This window comes from Ancylobacter sp. SL191, from assembly GCF_026625645.1.
Taxonomy (GTDB): domain Bacteria; phylum Pseudomonadota; class Alphaproteobacteria; order Rhizobiales; family Xanthobacteraceae; genus Ancylobacter.
This window is the reverse complement of sequence record NZ_CP113056.1, coordinates 1,034,251-1,050,665: the sequence shown is the minus strand read 5'-3', so window position 1 is coordinate 1,050,665 and position 16,415 is coordinate 1,034,251. Positions and strand designations below refer to the sequence as shown.

Annotated in this window: 21 protein-coding genes; 15 read left to right on the top strand and 6 right to left on the bottom strand. The window is 68.4% G+C overall.

Annotation, left to right across the window (positions count from 1 at the left end):
- Nucleotides 1-43 precede the first annotated feature (43 nt).
- Nucleotides 44-592, bottom strand: a complete 549-nt coding sequence (gene hslV, locus OU996_RS04710; protein WP_267584492.1) for an ATP-dependent protease subunit HslV — start codon at nt 590-592, stop codon at nt 44-46.
- Between the two features lie 130 nt (nt 593-722).
- Between hslV and hisB the strand changes: the two genes are divergently transcribed.
- The 9 genes from hisB to OU996_RS04665 all read left to right on the top strand — a co-directional run bounded on the left by hisB (nt 723) and on the right by OU996_RS04665 (nt 7,153).
- On the top strand, nt 723-1,316 hold the full coding sequence (hisB, locus tag OU996_RS04705) for an imidazoleglycerol-phosphate dehydratase HisB (RefSeq protein WP_267584491.1): 594 nt from the start codon (nt 723-725) through the stop codon (nt 1,314-1,316).
- 2 nt (nt 1,317-1,318) lie between these two features.
- Nucleotides 1,319-1,801 (top strand): DUF2628 domain-containing protein, encoded by a 483-nt coding sequence (locus tag OU996_RS04700; RefSeq protein WP_267584490.1) that lies wholly within the window; start codon nt 1,319-1,321, stop codon nt 1,799-1,801.
- Nucleotides 1,801-2,460: an imidazole glycerol phosphate synthase subunit HisH gene (hisH, locus tag OU996_RS04695; protein ID WP_267584489.1), complete on the top strand. Its 660-nt coding sequence runs from the start codon at nt 1,801-1,803 to the stop codon at nt 2,458-2,460. Before OU996_RS04700 ends, hisH begins: the two co-directional genes overlap by 1 nt.
- Complete coding sequence (gene hisA, locus OU996_RS04690) at nt 2,457-3,191, top strand: 1-(5-phosphoribosyl)-5-[(5-phosphoribosylamino)methylideneamino]imidazole-4-carboxamide isomerase (protein ID WP_267584488.1); 735 nt, start codon at nt 2,457-2,459, stop codon at nt 3,189-3,191. Before hisH ends, hisA begins: the two co-directional genes overlap by 4 nt.
- Nucleotides 3,192-3,217: 26 nt before the next feature.
- Nucleotides 3,218-4,012, top strand: coding sequence for an imidazole glycerol phosphate synthase subunit HisF (gene hisF / locus OU996_RS04685; protein ID WP_267585596.1), 795 nt, complete (start codon nt 3,218-3,220; stop codon nt 4,010-4,012).
- Nucleotides 4,009-4,344, top strand: coding sequence for a phosphoribosyl-ATP diphosphatase (locus OU996_RS04680; RefSeq protein WP_267584487.1), 336 nt, complete (start codon nt 4,009-4,011; stop codon nt 4,342-4,344). The genes hisF and OU996_RS04680 overlap by 4 nt, the downstream gene beginning before the upstream one ends.
- Nucleotides 4,345-4,476: 132 nt before the next feature.
- On the top strand, nt 4,477-5,436 hold the full coding sequence (gene coaA, locus OU996_RS04675) for a type I pantothenate kinase (RefSeq protein WP_267584486.1): 960 nt from the start codon (nt 4,477-4,479) through the stop codon (nt 5,434-5,436).
- Nucleotide 5,437: 1 nt separating this feature from the next.
- Nucleotides 5,438-6,082 carry an alpha-ketoglutarate-dependent dioxygenase AlkB family protein gene (locus tag OU996_RS04670; RefSeq protein WP_267584485.1) on the top strand — a complete coding sequence of 215 codons (645 nt, stop codon included), beginning with the start codon at nt 5,438-5,440 and terminating at the stop codon, nt 6,080-6,082.
- Between the two features lie 108 nt (nt 6,083-6,190).
- Complete coding sequence (locus OU996_RS04665) at nt 6,191-7,153, top strand: hypothetical protein (protein WP_267584484.1); 963 nt, start codon at nt 6,191-6,193, stop codon at nt 7,151-7,153.
- A 7-nt stretch (nt 7,154-7,160) separates the two neighbouring features.
- Here OU996_RS04665 and grpE read toward each other — a convergent pair whose 3' ends face one another.
- Complete coding sequence (grpE, locus tag OU996_RS04660) at nt 7,161-7,769, bottom strand: nucleotide exchange factor GrpE (protein WP_267585595.1); 609 nt, start codon at nt 7,767-7,769, stop codon at nt 7,161-7,163.
- Nucleotides 7,770-7,848: 79 nt separating this feature from the next.
- Complete coding sequence (gene hrcA, locus OU996_RS04655; RefSeq protein WP_267584483.1) at nt 7,849-8,949, bottom strand: heat-inducible transcriptional repressor HrcA; 1,101 nt, start codon at nt 8,947-8,949, stop codon at nt 7,849-7,851.
- Nucleotides 8,950-9,097: 148 nt separating this feature from the next.
- Here hrcA and rph point away from each other — a divergent pair, with 148 nt between their 5' ends.
- From rph to hemW, 3 genes are read left to right on the top strand one after another with little or no spacing between them, the layout of a single operon-like run.
- Entirely contained in the window at nt 9,098-9,811 is a 714-nt protein-coding gene (gene rph / locus OU996_RS04650; RefSeq protein WP_267584482.1) for a ribonuclease PH, read from the top strand.
- Between the two features lie 2 nt (nt 9,812-9,813).
- Nucleotides 9,814-10,464, top strand: coding sequence for an RdgB/HAM1 family non-canonical purine NTP pyrophosphatase (rdgB, locus tag OU996_RS04645; RefSeq protein WP_267584481.1), 651 nt, complete (start codon nt 9,814-9,816; stop codon nt 10,462-10,464).
- Entirely contained in the window at nt 10,457-11,632 is a 1,176-nt protein-coding gene (gene hemW, locus OU996_RS04640; protein ID WP_267584480.1) for a radical SAM family heme chaperone HemW, read from the top strand. Before rdgB ends, hemW begins: the two co-directional genes overlap by 8 nt.
- Here hemW and OU996_RS04635 read toward each other — a convergent pair whose 3' ends face one another.
- Nucleotides 11,633-12,856, bottom strand: a complete 1,224-nt coding sequence (locus tag OU996_RS04635) for a penicillin-binding protein activator (RefSeq protein ID WP_420712747.1) — start codon at nt 12,854-12,856, stop codon at nt 11,633-11,635.
- 194 nt (nt 12,857-13,050) lie between these two features.
- Between OU996_RS04635 and rsmI the strand changes: the two genes are divergently transcribed.
- The 3 genes from rsmI (at nt 13,051) to gshB (ending at nt 15,367) form a co-directional block, all read left to right on the top strand.
- Nucleotides 13,051-13,953, top strand: a complete 903-nt coding sequence (gene rsmI / locus OU996_RS04630) for a 16S rRNA (cytidine(1402)-2'-O)-methyltransferase (RefSeq protein WP_267585594.1) — start codon at nt 13,051-13,053, stop codon at nt 13,951-13,953.
- Nucleotides 13,919-14,320, top strand: coding sequence for a YraN family protein (locus OU996_RS04625; RefSeq protein WP_267584478.1), 402 nt, complete (start codon nt 13,919-13,921; stop codon nt 14,318-14,320). Before rsmI ends, OU996_RS04625 begins: the two co-directional genes overlap by 35 nt.
- Nucleotides 14,321-14,425: 105 nt before the next feature.
- Entirely contained in the window at nt 14,426-15,367 is a 942-nt protein-coding gene (gene gshB / locus OU996_RS04620) for a glutathione synthase (RefSeq protein ID WP_267584477.1), read from the top strand.
- Between the two features lie 111 nt (nt 15,368-15,478).
- Here the strand turns inward: gshB and OU996_RS04615 are convergent, their stop codons facing one another.
- Together OU996_RS04615 and OU996_RS04610 are read right to left on the bottom strand one after the other, a co-directional pair.
- Nucleotides 15,479-15,763: a DUF1150 domain-containing protein gene (locus OU996_RS04615; RefSeq protein ID WP_267584476.1), complete on the bottom strand. Its 285-nt coding sequence runs from the start codon at nt 15,761-15,763 to the stop codon at nt 15,479-15,481.
- A 46-nt stretch (nt 15,764-15,809) separates the two neighbouring features.
- Nucleotides 15,810-16,232 carry an Hsp20 family protein gene (locus OU996_RS04610; protein WP_267584475.1) on the bottom strand — a complete coding sequence of 141 codons (423 nt, stop codon included), beginning with the start codon at nt 16,230-16,232 and terminating at the stop codon, nt 15,810-15,812.
- Between the last annotated feature and the right edge of the window lie 183 nt (nt 16,233-16,415).

Here is a 16,415-nt window from a genome sequence, read left to right as displayed (position 1 = left end):
ATCCCGGATTGCCTTCGGCGTCCGGGATGACGCATCCCATGGCCTAGCCGATGGTTTCGACCACCAGATTGCCGTTGGTGTAGATGCAGATCTCGGCGGCGATGCCGAGGCTCTTGCGCACGATGGCCTCCGGCTCCTGCCCGCTGTCAGCGAGCGCCCGCGCGGCGGCAAGCGCGAAACCCCCGCCCGAGCCGATGGCGGCGATGCCGTTCTCCGGCTCCAGCACGTCGCCGGTTCCGGTGAGTACCAGCGTGATGTTGGCATCCGCGACGATCATCATCGCTTCCAGGCGGCGCAGATAGCGGTCGGTGCGCCAGTCCTTGGCGAGTTCGACGGCGGCGCGCTGGAGCTGGCCGGGATACTGCTCCAGCTTGGCTTCGAGGCGCTCGAACAGGGTAAAGGCGTCGGCGGTCGCGCCGGCAAAGCCGCCGATCACGTCGCCCTTGCCGAGCCGGCGGACCTTGCGCGCATTCGACTTCATCACGGTGTTGCCGAGCGTCACCTGCCCATCGCCACCAATGGCGACGCGCCCGCCGGAGCGGACGGAAACGATGGTGGTGCCGTAGATCGTGTCGGGAGAATGGGTCGTCATGCGGGGCTCCGGTCGAGAACCCTTACTTAAGGCCTCGCCACGCCAGCGCAACGTCCGCCGGCCTATGGACCACGCATATGGCGCCGCTACGCCTTAGCTGCTAAGACGCCGGCTCTTTCGGAGCCCCATCATGCGTCAGGCCAGCATCACCCGCGCCACCAAGGAAACGCAGATCCGCCTCGCCGTCGATCTCGACGGCACCGGCAAGGCATCTGTCGCCACCGGCGTTGGCTTCTTCGACCACATGCTGGATCTGCTCGCGCGCCATTCGCGCATCGACATGCAGATCGAGGCGACGGGGGATCTGCACATCGATTTCCACCACACGGTGGAGGATGTCGGCATCGCCCTCGGTCAGGCGGTACGGCAGGCGCTGGGCGATATGCGTGGCATCACCCGCTATGCCAGCCTGCATCTGCCAATGGACGAAACGCTGACCCGCGTCGCCCTCGACATTTCCGGCCGGCCCTTCCTCGTGTTCCGCACCGAATTCGCGGTGGCCAAGATCGGTGAGTTCGACACGGAGCTGGTGCGCGAGTTCTTCCAGGCCTTTGCCATCAATGCGGGTCTGACCCTGCATGTCGAGACGCTCTATGGCGCCAATGCGCACCACATCGCCGAGAGCTGCTTCAAGGGGCTGGCGCGCGCGCTGCGCATGGCCGTGGCCATCGATCCGGCAGCGGCGGGGGAAATCCCCTCGACCAAGGGCAGCCTCGGAGGCTGAGCATGGCAGTCTGGACGGTTTTCGAGCCGGAAGAGCTTGAGGAAGCCCGCACCGGCGACTGGGCGGAGGCGGTGGTCTTCGTGCCGGAACGCTTCGCCTGGAGCGCGCTGCTGCTCGCCCCGCTCGTGCTGCTGCGGCACGGTCTCTGGCTGGCGCTGATCGGCTATCTCGCCCTTCAGGCCGGCTTTGCCGCCGGTCTGCACGCGCTGGATGTCGATGACGGGCTGGTGCTTCTTCTCGTCGCCAATCTCGCCGTCGCGGTGCTGCTGCCGGGTTTGCGCCGGGCCAAGCTGCTCCGCACCGGCCATGAGGAGATAGGTGCCGTGGTCGCGCCGAATTTTGAGGCGGCCGAGCAGCGCTATTTCGCGGCCCGCATGGGCAGCGCCTCCACCCTCTCTGGCACATCCCTGCCGCGCCGGATGGACCCGCCGTCCCGCGCCGACCGGGCGCCTATTCTTGGACTCTTCCCGGAGGCAAGCCGTTGATGCCGCCCGCCCCCGTCGCCCTTATCGATTATGGATCGGGCAATCTCCACTCCGCCGCCAAGGCGCTGGAGCGCGCCGCCCGCGAGGGTGGCAGCAACGCGACGGTGCTCGTCACCGCAGACCCGGACGTGATCCGCACCGCCGACCGCATCGTGCTGCCCGGCGTCGGGGCCTATGCCGATTGCCGGCGTGGGCTCGATAATGTGCCGGGACTCGTCGAGGCGCTGAGCGAGGCGGTGATCGACAAGGGGCGTCCGTTCCTCGGCATCTGCGTCGGCCTCCAGCTCATGGCCTCGCGCGGGCATGAGCATGGGGTGACGGAGGGGCTCGGCTGGATCGAGGGCGATGTGGTGAAGATCACCCCCGCCGATCCCACCCTGAAGATCCCGCATATGGGCTGGAACTCGCTCGAGCTCGCGCGGCCCCATCCCATCCTGACGGGCATCCCGACCGGGCCGCAGGGCCTCGACGCCTATTTCGTCCATTCCTACCACCTCACCGTGGCACGACCGGACGACCTCATCGCCACCAGCGACTATGCCGGCAAGATCACCGCGGTGGTCGGCCGCGACAACATCGCCGGCACGCAGTTCCATCCCGAGAAGAGCCAGCGCCTCGGCCTTGCCCTTCTCGCCAATTTCCTGAAGTGGGCGCCGTGATCCTCTTTCCCGCCATCGATCTCAAGGACGGCAAGTGCGTGCGCCTGCAGCAGGGCGACATGGCGCGCGCCACCATCTTCAACCATGACCCCGCCCAGCAGGCGGCGCAGTTCGAGGAGCAGGGCTTCCGCTATCTGCACATCGTCGATCTCGACGGCGCCTTCGCCGGCAAGGCGGTGAACGCGCAGGCGGTGGAGCGCATCCTCGAGACCATCGCCATGCCGGTGCAGCTCGGCGGTGGTATCCGCGATCTCGCGGCGGTGGAAGGCTGGCTGTCCAAGGGCATCACCCGCGTGATTCTCGGCACCGCCGCCGTGCGTGACCCCGCTTTCGTGAAGGAAGCCGCGCGCCTCCATCCCGGCCGCGTCGCGGTGGGCCTTGATGCCAAGGACGGGCGCGTCGCGGTGGAAGGCTGGGCCGAGACCTCCGACCTTACCGCGCTGGAGCTGGCCCAGCGTTTCGAGGATGCCGGCGTCTCTGCCATCATCTACACCGACATCGCCCGCGACGGCCTGCTCAAGGGCCTGAATCTCGACGCCACCATAGCGCTCGCCGAGGCGATCTCGATTCCCGTCATCGCCTCCGGTGGCCTCGCCTCGCTGGACGATGTGAAGGCGCTGCTGGAGCCGCGCGCGCGCAAGCTCGAAGGCGCCATTACCGGCCGCGCGCTCTATGATGGCCGGCTCGACCCGCGCGCCGCGCTGGCGCTGGTGGCGGGGCTTCCGGCATGAGCGACGCAAGGTCCAGCGGGGATTCCATGCTCAAGGTTCGCGTCATCCCCTGCCTCGACGTGAAGGACGGGCGCGTCGTCAAGGGCGTGAAGTTCGTCGATCTGCGCGACGCGGGCGATCCCGTGGAAGCCGCCAAGGCCTATGACGCGGCGGGCGCGGACGAGCTGTGCTTCCTCGACATCACCGCCAGCGTCGAGGCGCGCAGCACGCTGATCGATGTGGTGAGCCGCACCGCCGAGCAGTGCTTCATGCCCCTCACGGTTGGCGGCGGCGTGCGCACGGTGGAGGACATCCGGGCGCTCCTCAACGCCGGCGCCGACAAGGTGTCGATCAACACCGCTGCCGTGAACCGGCGCGAATTCGTGCGCGAGGCGGCGGAAAAATTCGGCGAGCAGTGCATTGTCGTCGCCATCGACGCCAAGAAGGTGTCGGCCGAGGGCGAGCCCGACCGCTGGGAGATCTTCACCCATGGCGGGCGCAACCGCACCGGCATCGACGCGGTGGAGTACGCGAAGGAAGTCGTGGCGCTCGGCGCCGGCGAAATCCTCCTCACCTCCATGGACCGCGACGGCACGGGCGAGGGCTTCGACCTGAAGCTGACCCGCGCCATCTCCGATGCCGTGCCGGTCCCGGTGATCGCCTCCGGCGGTGTCGGCACGCTCGACCATCTCGTTGACGGCATCCGCGAGGGCGGGGCGTCCGCCGTGCTCGCGGCCTCCATCTTCCATTTCGGCACCTTCACCATCGGTGCCGCCAAGCAGCGCCTGGCGCAGGCCGGTCTGCCGGTCCGCGATGCCGCGGGTTCCGAGGGTGAGCTATGACCGAGACGAGCCCGCGCGTGAGCCTCGAGGACCTCGCCGCCATTGTCGCGCAGCGCGCGGCGGCATCGACGGAAACGTCCTACACGCGCTCCCTTCTCGCCAAGGGCGTCGCCAAATGCGCGCAGAAGCTTGGCGAGGAAGCGGTCGAGACCGCGTTGGCGGCGGTATCGGGCGATACCAAAGCCGTCGTTTCCGAAGCGGCGGATCTTCTCTATCATCTCGCGGTTCTCTTGCAGGCGCGCGGCGTGCCACTGGACGACGTTTATGCGGAATTGGGTCGTCGGACCGGCCAGTCCGGGCTGGAAGAGAAGGCCTCCCGCCCGAAGGGCTGACGGCATGACGCCGGCGGCAGCCGGCGTTTCGTCCGCCTGCCGGCGCGGTATCACCGGGCGCTCCTTTCTGGTATACGGTCTACCAACGCCCGGCGGCAAAAATGTCCGGGTGAATGACCGGGAAACGCGCCAATGGACATGAAGCTCGACGAGGGGGGCCTGTCCCCCTTCCGCAATTTTTCGCGTGCCGAATGGGCAGCGCTGCGCGCCGACACGCCGCAGCCGCTGAAGCCCGAGGAAATCGTCCGGCTTCAGGGCCTCAATGACCGGCTGTCGATCGCCGAGATCGAGGAAATCTACCTGCCGCTCTCGCGCCTGCTGTCCATGTATGTGGGCGCCGCGCAGAAGCTGTTCCGCGCCATGCAGAAATTCCTCGGCCCGGAAGAGAACGGCAAGATGCCCTATATCATCGGTGTCGCCGGCTCGGTGGCGGTGGGCAAGTCCACCACCTCCCGCGTGCTGCAGGCGCTGCTGGCGCGTTGGCCGAACACGCCGAAGGTGGCCCTCGTCACCACCGATGGCTTCCTTCTGCCCAATGCCGTCCTCCAGGAAGAGGGGCTGATGGGCCGCAAGGGTTTCCCCGAAAGCTACGACCTGCCGGCGCTGCTGCACTTCCTGTCGGACATCAAGGCCGGCCGGCGCCCGGTGCGCGCGCCGCTCTACAGCCACTTCCATTATGACGTGAAGCCCAATGAGATGGTCGAGGTCGACCAGCCGGACATCCTGATCGTCGAGGGGCTGAACGTGCTGCAGACCAGTCGCCCGCCGAAGGATGGCAAGGGCATCCCCTTCGTCTCCGATTTCTTCGACTTCAAGATCTATATCGACGCCGACGAGGCGATCCTCGAGCGCTGGTATGTCCGGCGCTTCATGCGGCTGCGCGAGACCGCCTTCCGCGACCCGGCGGCCTATTTCCACCGTTATGCCGGTATTTCCGACGCCGAGGCCGATGCGACGGCGCGCGGCATCTGGCGCACCATCAACCTCGTAAATCTGCGCGACAACATCCTGCCGACCCGCCAGCGCGCCGACCTCATCCTGCGCAAGGGCGGCGACCACGAGGTCGAGGCGGTCGCGCTGAGGAAGCTCTAGCGTGGCGGCGCCGGTCGAGATCGCGCCCGGTTGCCTGTGGTGGGCCGGGTGGCTGGACCGGGGAGGGCAGGAGTCGCTGGCGGAGGAATTGCGGGAGATTCTCATCCGCGCGCCGCTGTTCACCCCCCGTATGCCGCGCACCGGGACGCCTTTTTCGGTGCGCATGTCCAATTGCGGACCGCTCGGCTGGGTCTCGGACGAGACCGGCTATCGCTACCAGCCGACGCATCCCGAGACCTTTGAGCCCTGGCCGGCCATGCCGGATGTACTCACCCGCACCTGGGCGGAACTCGCGCAAACGGCGCTCGCGCCCGAGGCCTGCCTGATCAACTGGTACGCCCCCGGCGCCCGCATGGGGCTGCATCAGGACCGCGACGAGCGCGAGTTTACCGCTCCGGTGCTGTCGCTTTCGCTAGGGGATACCGCGGTGTTCCGCATTGGTGGCACGTCGCGCAAGGATGCCACGCGCTCCATCCGCCTCGAATCGGGCGATGCGCTGGTGCTCTCTGGGCCGAGCCGCCTCGCCTTTCACGGTATTGATCGCGTTATCGCCGGCAGTTCGACCCTGCTGAAGCAGCCCGGCCGGATCAATCTGACGTTACGGCGCGTGAATCCGGGCGATGCCGGCGAGATTCCGCCGCCTTGACGCTCGAACAGGGATAAAAGCAACGTCATCCTCCCCAACCTCGCCTGCCCCGCCAAGACCGGGGCCGCGATCGGGCGGTCCGAGCCGCCATCAGCCGAAGGATACCGAATGCGCCGTCAGCTCTGCGCCCTTGCCGGAAGCCTGTTGCTTCTTCTCGCCCCCGTCGCGGCCATGGCTCAGGTCGTGTTTCCCAATCAGGGTCTGATCGGCATCGCCCCACCCCCCGGCATGAGCGAGATTCCCGGTGTCGCCGGCCTTGAGGACCGCGAGGCCAAGGCAGCGATCCTGATGCTGGAAATGCCTCCGGCCGCCTATGCCGACATCATCCGCACCTTCGAGCCCGAGGCCTTGCAGAGCAAGGGCGTGACCATCGAGCAGCGTCGCGATGTGGCGTTGCCCGGTGGCGAGAAGGGTCTGCTGCTCGTCGGTTTCCAGAGTGTCGGGCCGGTGGCGCTGAAGAAGTGGATCCTGCTGGTCGGTGGCAAGGATCTTACCGCCATGGTGACGGTCCAGTTCCCCGAGACGGCCTCCGCCAAATATCCCGACGCGGTGATCGAGGCGGCGCTGAAGACCGTGACCCTGCGCGTCCCGCCCAGCCAGGAGGAGCTTCTGGCCCGCCTGCCTTTCACCATCGGCAATCTTGAGGGCTATCGTGTGCTCAAGGTGCTGGGCGGCACCGCCGTGCTGCTCGCCAAGGTCAAGGGCGGCGAGGGCGCCGACAGCAAGGCCGTGGACGTCGCCGGCCAGCCCTTCTTCATCATTTCGGCCGCGCGCGGCGAGATACGCGAGGATGACCGCGAGAGCCTCGCCAAGCGGGCAATCTCGTCGGTGCCGGGCGTGAAGGAATTGCGGGTCGAGCGCGGTGGGCCGCTGCGTATCGGCGGACAGCCCGGCTTCGAGCTCGTGGGCAAGGCGTTCGACCAGCAGTCGGGCAAGCCGGTGAAGGTGGCACAATGGCTGCGTTTCGGCCGCACCGGCTATCTGCGCATGGTGGGCGTGGCGCCGGAAGCGATGTTCGGCACCGAGTTCGATGCCATGCGCGCCTTGCGCGACGGCATCGAACTGCGCTGATCGGGTATCAGCCCTCGCCGGCGGGGGCGGCCTTCGGGCCGCCCTTGGCAACGCCGACCATGGCCGGGCGCAACACGCGCCCGCCGATCGTGTAGCCGGGCTGCACCACCTGCACGACCGTGCCCGAGGGCACGTCCGGGTTCGGCACCTCGAACATGGCCTGATGCAGGTTCGGGTCGAACTTCGTGCCTTCCGCCTCGATGCGGGCGACGCCATGCTTGGTGAGGGCATGGTTCAGGGCGCGGGAGGTCAACTCGATGCCGTCGAGCAGGGTCTTCAGTGTGCCATCCGCCTGCTCGCGCGCCTGCGGATCGATGGTGCCGAGCGCGCGCTCGAAATCATCCGCCACGTTCAGCAGGTCGCGGGCAAAGCCGGTAATGCCATAGACCTTGGCGTCGGCGACCTCGCGCTCGGCGCGGCGGCGCACATTGTCGGCCTCGGCGAAGGCGCGCAGGAACTTGTCCTTCAAGCTCGCGACCTCGCCTTGAAGGCGCTCATTGTCGGCTGCGAGTTGGGCGGCGATATCTTCCGGCGCACCCGGCGCGTCGCTCGCCTCGGGAGGAACGCTCGCCAGGGTCTCGGGCTGTTCCGCCGGATTGCGGGTGTCTTCGCTCATCGGTACCTCGTCGGAAATGTCGGGCGGGCGCAGACAGGCGCCATCGTCGCCCGCCATATCGGGTTCCGGGCCGCAAAAATCAAGCCGCGTCAAACCCCGAACGGCTCAGCACGCGTCCCACAACCCGTGCCGTGAAATCGACCATCGGGACGATGCGGGCATAGTTGAGCCGTGTCGGGCCGATGACGCCGAGCACGCCGAGCACGCGGCCCTGCCCGTCGCGATAGGGCGCGACGATGGTCGAGGAGCCGGAGAGCGAGAACAGCTTGTTCTCCGAGCCGATGAAGATGCGCAGGCCCTGCGCCTCCTCGGCCCGGCCGAGCAAATCGACCACCTCCTGCTTGGATTCGAGGTCGTCGAACAGCAGGCGGATGCGCTCCAGATCCTCGATCGCCCGGAGATCGTGCAGCAGACGGGTCTGGCCGCGCACGATGAGCTGCCGGTCGGCCCGGTCGCCGCCGGACCAGCTCGCGAGCCCCGTTTCCACCAGGCGCGCGGTGAGTTCGTCGAGCTCGGCGCGCCGGGCGGCGAGGGTGCGCTCCACCTCGCTGCGCAGCTCGGCGAGGGTTCGCCCGCGCGTGCGGGCATTGAGGAAGTTCGTCGCCTCGACCAGCGCCGAGGAAGGCAGCCCGGCGGGCAGGGGCACGAGGCGGTTCTCGACCTCGCCGTCTTCCGACACCAGGATCAGCAGCGCCCGCGTCGGATCGAGCGGCACGAACTCGATATGCTTCAGCCGCCCGTCGCTCTTGGTGCTGGTCACCACGCCCGCGCCGCGGGTGAGGCCGGAGAGCAGGTTCGAGGCTTCCGCCAGCACCCCGTCCACCGTCTGCCCCTGCGCCGCCGCGCGCACCTGCGTCTCGATCGAGTTGCGCTCCTCCTCGGAGACGTCGCCGATCTCGAGCAGCGCATCGACGAAGAAGCGCAGCCCCAGCTCCGTCGGCAGGCGCCCGGCGCTGGTGTGGGGGGCGTAGATGAGCCCGGCCGCTTCCAGATCCGCCATGACATTGCGCACCGAGGCCGGCGACAGCGTCATCGGGATGAGGCGCGAAATATTGCGCGAGCCCGCCGGCTCGCCGGTGGCGAGATAGGTCTCGACGATCTGGCGGAAAATCTCCCGCGAGCGCTCGTCGAGACGGGCGAGCTGCGGGGCGGAAGCGGAGAGCAGGGAATCGAGGGCCATCGCGCTGCCTGTTGAGAGATGCGGACACCATATTTCGGCAATCGGCGCCGCCATTCAAGGCGCTGGGCCGAGATGGTGAGAGGGCCGGTCATTGCGCGGCCTGTCCCGCCCCCGTAAAAGGGCGCCACAACGCCAAGGAGAGTTTCCCATGCGCCCTTCCCGCCGCTCGTCCGACGAGATGCGTGCCGTCAGCTTCGAGCGCGGCGTGCTGCGTCACGCGGAAGGCTCCTGCCTCGTGAAGTTCGGCGAGACCCATGTGCTGGTCGCCGCCACGCTGGAAGAGCGCCTGCCGCCCTGGCTGAAGGGGCAGGGCCGGGGCTGGGTGACGGCCGAATACGGCATGCTGCCGCGCGCCACCCATGACCGCACCCGCCGCGAAGCCTCGACCGGAAAGCAGTCCGGCCGCACGCAGGAAATCCAGCGCCTGATCGGCCGCTCGCTGCGCGCCGTGGTGGACCTCGAAAAGCTCGGCGAGCGCCAGATAACCATCGACTGCGACGTGATCCAGGCCGATGGCGGCACGCGCACCGCCTCCATCACCGGCGCCTGGATCGCGCTGCATGACTGCCTGAGCTGGATGAAGTCGCGCAGCATGATCCCGACCATTCCGCTGCGCGATCATGTGGCGGCGGTGTCCTGCGGCATCGTCGATGGCGATCCGCGCCTCGATCTCGACTATGCGGAGGATTCGCAGGCCGATACGGACGTGAATTTCGTGATGACCGGCACCGGCGGCTTCGTCGAGGTGCAGGGCACGGCCGAGAAGACCCCCTTCACGGAAGATGAGTTCACCGCGATGCTCGGCCTCGCCCGCAAGGGCATCGGCAAGCTCGTCGATCTGCAGAAATTGGCGGTCGCCTGACCATGGAACCCCGTCCCCGTCGCCTCACCGGCCGCGTCGTCATCGCCACGCATAATTCCGGCAAGCTGGAAGAAATGCGCGGCCTGCTCGCGCCCTATGGCATTGAGTGTGTCTCGGCCGGCGATCTCAACCTGCCGGAGCCGGACGAGACGGGGCTCACTTTCAAGGAAAACGCCCGCATCAAGGCGATTTCCGCCGCCAATGCCACGGGATTGCCAGCCTTCGCCGACGATTCCGGCCTGTGCGTCGATGCGCTCGGCGGCGCGCCGGGTCTCTACACCGCCCGCTGGGCCGGGCCAGAAAAGGACTTCTACGCCGCGATGAGCCGGGTCGAGGACGAGCTGCGCGACGCCGGCGCCAATCTACCGGACATGCGCCGCGCCTATTTCATCTCGGCCCTTTGCCTCGCCTGGCCCGACGGGCATGTCGAGGATTTCGAGGGCGTGGTCGAGGGCACGCTGGTCTGGCCGCCGCGCGGACCCGCCGGCTTTGGCTATGACCCGATGTTCCAGCCGGACGGCCATGACCGCACCTTCGGCGAGATGAGCGGCGCCGAGAAGCATGGCCTGCCGCCGCTCGGCCGTGGCCTGTCGCACCGCGCCCGTGCCTTCATCTCGCTCGCGAAGGCCTGCCTCGGGGCGACGTTTGACTGAGACCGGGCAATCGCCGCCGCCGGTCGATCCCGGCTTCGGCGTCTATGTGCATTGGCCGTTCTGCAAGGCCAAATGCCCGTATTGCGACTTCAATTCGCATGTGCGCCATGCTCCGCCCGATCAGGCGCGCTTCGTCGCCGCTTTTCGCGCCGAGATCGCCCATATGCGCGCGGCGACCGGCCAGCGCCGCACGCAGAGTGTGTTCTTCGGCGGTGGGACGCCCTCGCTCATGGAGCCGTCGACCGTCGCGGCGATCCTTTCCGCCATCGATGCCGCCTGGCCGCTCGATGCGCGAGCCGAGGTAACGCTGGAGGCGAACCCCACCAGCGTCGAGGCCGGGCGTTTCCAGGGCTACCGGGCGGCGGGCGTCAACCGCGTCTCGCTTGGCGTGCAGGCGCTGGAGGATACGTCGCTCAAGGCGCTCGGCCGGATGCACACGGCGGATGAGGCGCTCAAGGCGGTGGCGGTGGCCCGCGCTGCCTTTGAGCGCGTGTCCTTCGATCTCATCTATGCCCGCCCGAACCAGACGCCGGAAGCCTGGAGCGCGGAACTCCGCCGGGCCATCAATGAGGGCTGCGAGCATCTCTCGCTCTATCAGCTCACCATCGAGGAAGGCACGCCCTTCGCCGCGCTCCATGCGGCCGGCAAGCTGACCATTCCCGACGGCGATCTCGCCCGCGCCTTGTGGGACGCGACGCAGGAGACCACCACGGCGGCCGGGCTGCCGGCCTATGAGATTTCCAACCACGCCCGGCTTGGCGCGGAGAGCCGGCACAATCTGCTCTATTGGCGCTATGGCGAATATGCCGGCGTCGGCCCCGGCGCGCATGGGCGGATCGACACGCCGGAGGGGCGGCTCGCCACCTCCACCCTGCGCGGCCCCGAGGACTGGGCGGCCCGCGTCGAGGCGCAGGGCCATGCCATCGTCAGCGAAGAAGCACTGTCCTTGCCCGAGCAGGCGGACGAATTGTTGCTGATGGGGCTGCGCCTTAAGGAAGGCATCGACCGCCAGCGCTATGCGCGCCTTGCCGGGCGCGATCTCGATCCCGCCCGCGTTGCGGCGCTGGTCGAGGAGGGCATGGTCGAGGACATGCCGGGCGACCGGCTGCGCGTGACGCCGCTCGGCTTTCCCGTGCTCGACGCCATCGTCGCCGATCTCGCGGCGTGACTAGCTCGCCTGCGCGAAGCTGCGCGGGGCCGGGCTGACGATCTGGGTGGTGCCGCCGCCGATCTGCATCACCGCGAGGCCGCGCTGATTGGTGCCATCGGCGCGGAAGCGGAAAATGCCGTCCACGCCGGTGAAGCCCGAGGGGTTCTGGATCGCCGTATCGGTGATGCCCGCCTCGCCCTGCGCCGCGACCAGCGCCGCCATGAGCGAGACCGCGTCATGCGCCAGCGTCGCCGTGCGCACCGGCTCGCGGCCATAGCGCGCCTGATAGCGCTGGGAAAAGGCGCGGAAACCGGCCGGGTCCGGCGCGGCGAAGATACCCCCGGTGAGCGACGGCGCGGCGAAGAGCTTGCGGTCGTCCCACAAGCCGGTGCCGATGAGCTGCTTGCCGGAGAGGTTCACCCCGGCGGCGTCGAGCGCCTGGATGATCTGCGGCACGGCGTCCGCCGCATCGGGGAGGAACAGCGCATCGGCCTGCGCCGCCGAGCCGGCGAGCCGCCGGGCGGCTTCCGCATAGCCATTGCCGCCCGTGGCGTAACGCTCGAGCCCGATCACCCGCCCGCCGACGACCGGAACGGTCTCGCGGAAGGCGGCCTCGACCACCGACCCATAGGCGTTGTCCGGCACCAGCCCGGCGAAGCTGCGCCGGCCGGTGGAGGCGGCGTAGCGCACGGCGCGGTCAACATCGGTCTGCGGCAGGAAGCTCAGCAGATAGACGCCCTGCGTCGCCACATTGGTGTCGGTGGAGAAGCCGACCAGCGGCACACCGCGCTGGCGCGCCACCTGCCCGGCGGCGGCGACGGTGTGGGCGAAGACCGGGCCGATGATGGCCCGCGCCCCCTCGTCGATCGCCTGCTGCGCCGCGGCCTGTGCGCCCGGCCCCGTGCCGCCATCATCCTTGACGATGAGCTGGATATTGGCGCCGGTGAATTCCGCAATCGCCATTTCCGCCGCGTTGCGCAGCGACTGCGCGGCCACCGCCGCATTGCCGCTGGCGCCGAGCGGCAGGATGAGACCGATCTTGGTGGTGCCGGTGCCCAGCACGTTGGCCGGAAGCTGCGGCGTGGCCGGCTCGACCGGAGCCAGGCTTGCCTGCGGCGGCGCCGTATCGCGCATCGAGCCGCAACCGGCGAGGATGGCGCTCGCCGCGCCGAGAAGGACGGCGCGCCGGCTGGTGCCCCGGGTGAAAAGGCCGCCGCGGCGCCCTGTGCTCTCGTCCTGCATGCCTGTGCTGTGCCCGGCCCTGCTCATGGCCCGCCTGATGCGGCCCGTGCGCTGTTGTAAGGCGAGGGGCGCTTGCCTGTCACCTCATGCGGCGCGGCGCGGGAATCAAATGGCGACATATCCACCCTCCGCACCGGCGAAAAACCGCCATGCCCTTGCTTTTCCGCCGGGAAGGCCGGCTCTACACTCCCCGCATGGATACTCCCGCTCCCGTCGAACGTTCGCGCGTCTTCCGCCTTGCCGGCCAGAGCCTTCCCGCGCCGCGCCCGCAGCCCGGCCTGCATATCGTGGCGACGCCGATCGGCAATCTCGGCGACATCACCCTGCGCGGGCTGGAGACGCTCGCCGGCGCCGATCTCATCGCCTGCGAGGACACGCGGGTGACGCGGCGCCTGCTGGATCGTTACGGCATCGAAACGCCCTTGGTCGCCTATCACGATCACAATGCCGAGCAGATGCGCCCGCGCATTCTCGCCCGGCTCGAGGCGGGCGGCATGGTGGCGCTGGTGTCGGATGCCGGCACGCCGCTGGTCTCCGATCCCGGCTACAAGCTGGTCGCCGCCGCCATTGCCGGCAACCACCGCGTGGTGCCGCTGCCGGGAGCCTCGGCGAGCCTGGCCGCACTGGTGGCGGCGGGGCTGCCGACCGACCGTTTCTTCTTCGAGGGATTCCTGCCGCCCAAGAGCGGGGCGCGGCAGACCCGCATCGCCGAGCTCAAGACGCTGCCGGCGACGCTGGTAATCTATGAGAGCGGCCCGCGCCTGCCGGAAAGCCTCGCCGATCTTGCCGCCGGGCTTGGGCCGCGCCCGGCCGCCGTCTGCCGGGAGTTGACCAAGACCTTCGAGGAGGTGCGGCGCGCCCCGCTCGACGCGCTCGCCGGCCATTACGCCGAGGTCGGGGCGCCGAAGGGCGAGATCGTGCTGGTCATCGGCCCGCCGCTGGCCGAGGAGGCCTCCGAGGCCGATGTCGATGCCGCGCTGCGCCGGGCGCTGGCGACGCTCTCCGTTAAGGACGCGGCGGCCTCCGTGGCGGTGGCGACCGGCCTGCCGCGCCGCGCCGTCTATGCCCGCGCGCTCGCTCTCCAGCAGGACGACTAGGGTGGCCACACCGGCCCGACAGGCGGCTTTCGCGCGCGGCCTTGCAGCCGAAGTCGCGGCCGCTAATCTATTTGAATCTCAGGGCTTTTCGGTCCTCGCCCGCCGCGTGAAGACCGCCCGCGGCGAAATCGACCTGATCGTCCGCCGCCAGGATCTCCTCGTCTTCGTCGAAGTGAAAGCCCGCCGCACGCTGGCGGGCGCGGCAGAGTCGCTCCTCGTGCGCCAGCGCCGGCGTATCGCCGGTGCGGCGGAGATCTTCCTCGCCGACCATCCCGAATTCGCCGGGTTCGACATGCGGCTGGACGTCGTGCTGGTCGCGCCCGGCCGGCCGCCGGAACATATCGCGGGCGCCTTCGAGGCGGAGTGATCCCGGCCCTCCCGTGCCTGCAATGCCGTGGCGCATCGCCCCGCGAGGGGCTACATCAGGAGCCGACCCGGCGCCTCGCGCCCTTGATCCTGAAGCGGATTTTCCATGAGCTTGAACGTCGCCATCCAGACGGACCCGATCGACCGCCTCAACATCGCCGGCGATTCCGGCTTCGCGCTGATGCTGGAAGCGCAGGCGCGCGGCCATCGCCTCGCCTATTACACGACGGACCGCCTCGCCATGCGCGACGGCGTGCCCTTCGCGACGGTGAACCCGGTCGAGGTGCGCGATGTGAAGGGCGATCATTTCACCCTCGGCGAGGCCGAGCGGGTGCCGCTCGCCAGCTTCGACGTGATCCTGATGCGGCAGGATCCGCCCTTCGACCTCAACTACATCACTGCCACCCATATGCTGGAGCGGGTGCATCCGCGCACGCTGGTGGTCAACGACCCCGCCCATGTGCGCAACGCTCCGGAAAAGATCTTCGTCACCGAATTCCCGGACCTGATGCCGCCGACGCTGATCACGCGGGATCTCAATGAAATCAAGGCCTTCCGCGAGGAGTTCGGCGATATCGTCGCCAAGCCGCTCTATGGCCATGGCGGTTCCTCGGTGTTCCGCCTCACCCGCGACGACCTGAATTTCGGCTCGCTCTACGACATGTTTGCGCAGGTCTTCCGCGAGCCTTGGGTGATTCAGCAGTTTCTTCCGGCGGTTAGCGCCGGGGACAAGCGCATCATCCTGATCGACGGCGTCTTCGCCGGGGCGGTGAACCGGGTGCCGAGCGCGGGCGACCTGCGCTCCAATATGGTGCGGGGCGGCGCCGCCAAGGAGACCGATCTCACCCCGCGCGAGCGCGAGATCTGCGAGCGGCTCGGCCCCTCGCTGCGGGAAAAAGGCTTGCTGCTCACGGGGATAGACGTGATCGGCGGCTATCTCACCGAGATCAACGTCACCGCCCCGACCGGCCTGCGCGCTATCGAGCGGCTGGGTGGCGGCAACCTCGCGGCCAAGGTGTGGGACGCGATCGAAGCCCGCCGCGGGTGACAAACAGAACGGCCGGTCGCGGGTTTTTTCCCTCGGCCGGCCGTGGATTGTCAGTGCAGTGAGGTGGACGATCAGGCCGATGAGGCCGATCCGTCCAGCTCAACTGACCGATCAGTGCAGGCTCAGCGTCACCAGCTCGTTCTGCTGCGCGGAGGCGATCGCCGCCTCGCGGCTGTCGGTCAGCATGATCGGCGTGCCGTCGGCTGCATTCAGCGTGTAGAGCTGCAGCCCCGGCGCGAGGCGCGCCTGCGGGAACATCTCGGCCGCCTGTTCCGACCGGATCGGCTTCACATAGGCAATATGCCCGTCGCCGAGATTGGCGAAGGCTTCCGGCGACAGCGCTCCGGCCAGGGCTTCGCCGGCTGACGATGCGTCGATCTGGAATTCGTTGGTCATGGTCCGCGACTCCTTTCGTAGCTGTCGAGACCGGCTTCGGGCTCCCTCACTCGTCGGTCGCTATGGTGATACGTCGGACAACGCGTTCCGGTTCCGGTCGGACGAGATCGACCGACAGAAGACCGTTCTTCAGCTCGGCGCCGAGAACCCGCATGCCATCGGCGAGCACGAAGGTGCGCTGGAACTGGCGGGCGGCGATGCCGCGATGAAGATAGACGCGCTCGGTCTCGTCGACCTGGCGGCCGCGGATCACGAGTTCCTTCTCCTCGACGGTGACGTCGAGCTGCTCGCGGGTGAAACCGGCGACGGCCAGCGTGATGCGCAGGCGGTCCGGCTCCCCGGTGAGGCAGACCCGCTCCACATTATAGGGCGGATAGCCGTCCGAGCCTTTCATGACGCGGTCGAGCGCCCGCTCGACCTCATCAAAGCCGAGCAGGAAGGGGCTCGACAGCGAGGGAATACGCGACATGCTCCCAAAGTCCTTGTCTGAAGCGACTTTGCGTGATGGGACCCGGTGACGGCGTCCCGTTGCGCTCAGATATGGGAGAGGGCGGCGTGGCGCGCAAGATCACCGGCGCCGGACCTTGCGCGAAAAGGGCCCTGCACGAAAAGGCCGCGCGCGATGCATCGCCGTCGGGATCGCCGGCCGCAT

Bases quoted from the DNA above. Each gene is read 5' to 3' on its own strand.
- coaA (WP_267584486.1), top strand. From the start codon at position 4,477: ATGGACATGAAGCTCGACGAGGGGGGCCTGTCCCCCTTCCGCAATTTT.
- rsmI (WP_267585594.1), top strand. From the start codon at position 13,051: ATGGATACTCCCGCTCCCGTCGAACGTTCGCGCGTCTTCCGCCTTGCC.
- OU996_RS04635 (WP_420712747.1), bottom strand. From the start codon at position 12,856: ATGCAGGACGAGAGCACAGGGCGCCGCGGCGGCCTTTTCACCCGGGGC.
- hslV (WP_267584492.1), bottom strand. From the start codon at position 592: ATGACGACCCATTCTCCCGACACGATCTACGGCACCACCATCGTTTCC.
- OU996_RS04615 (WP_267584476.1), bottom strand. From the start codon at position 15,763: ATGACCAACGAATTCCAGATCGACGCATCGTCAGCCGGCGAAGCCCTG.
- hrcA (WP_267584483.1), bottom strand. From the start codon at position 8,949: ATGGCCCTCGATTCCCTGCTCTCCGCTTCCGCCCCGCAGCTCGCCCGT.
- gshB (WP_267584477.1), top strand. From the start codon at position 14,426: ATGAGCTTGAACGTCGCCATCCAGACGGACCCGATCGACCGCCTCAAC.
- OU996_RS04665 (WP_267584484.1), top strand. From the start codon at position 6,191: ATGCGCCGTCAGCTCTGCGCCCTTGCCGGAAGCCTGTTGCTTCTTCTC.
- OU996_RS04625 (WP_267584478.1), top strand. From the start codon at position 13,919: ATGCCCGCGCGCTCGCTCTCCAGCAGGACGACTAGGGTGGCCACACCG.
- grpE (WP_267585595.1), bottom strand. From the start codon at position 7,769: ATGAGCGAAGACACCCGCAATCCGGCGGAACAGCCCGAGACCCTGGCG.
- OU996_RS04680 (WP_267584487.1), top strand. From the start codon at position 4,009: ATGACCGAGACGAGCCCGCGCGTGAGCCTCGAGGACCTCGCCGCCATT.
- OU996_RS04700 (WP_267584490.1), top strand. From the start codon at position 1,319: ATGGCAGTCTGGACGGTTTTCGAGCCGGAAGAGCTTGAGGAAGCCCGC.
- rph (WP_267584482.1), top strand. From the start codon at position 9,098: ATGCGCCCTTCCCGCCGCTCGTCCGACGAGATGCGTGCCGTCAGCTTC.
- hisH (WP_267584489.1), top strand. From the start codon at position 1,801: ATGCCGCCCGCCCCCGTCGCCCTTATCGATTATGGATCGGGCAATCTC.
- hisF (WP_267585596.1), top strand. From the start codon at position 3,218: ATGCTCAAGGTTCGCGTCATCCCCTGCCTCGACGTGAAGGACGGGCGC.
- rdgB (WP_267584481.1), top strand. From the start codon at position 9,814: ATGGAACCCCGTCCCCGTCGCCTCACCGGCCGCGTCGTCATCGCCACG.
- OU996_RS04610 (WP_267584475.1), bottom strand. From the start codon at position 16,232: ATGTCGCGTATTCCCTCGCTGTCGAGCCCCTTCCTGCTCGGCTTTGAT.
- hisB (WP_267584491.1), top strand. From the start codon at position 723: ATGCGTCAGGCCAGCATCACCCGCGCCACCAAGGAAACGCAGATCCGC.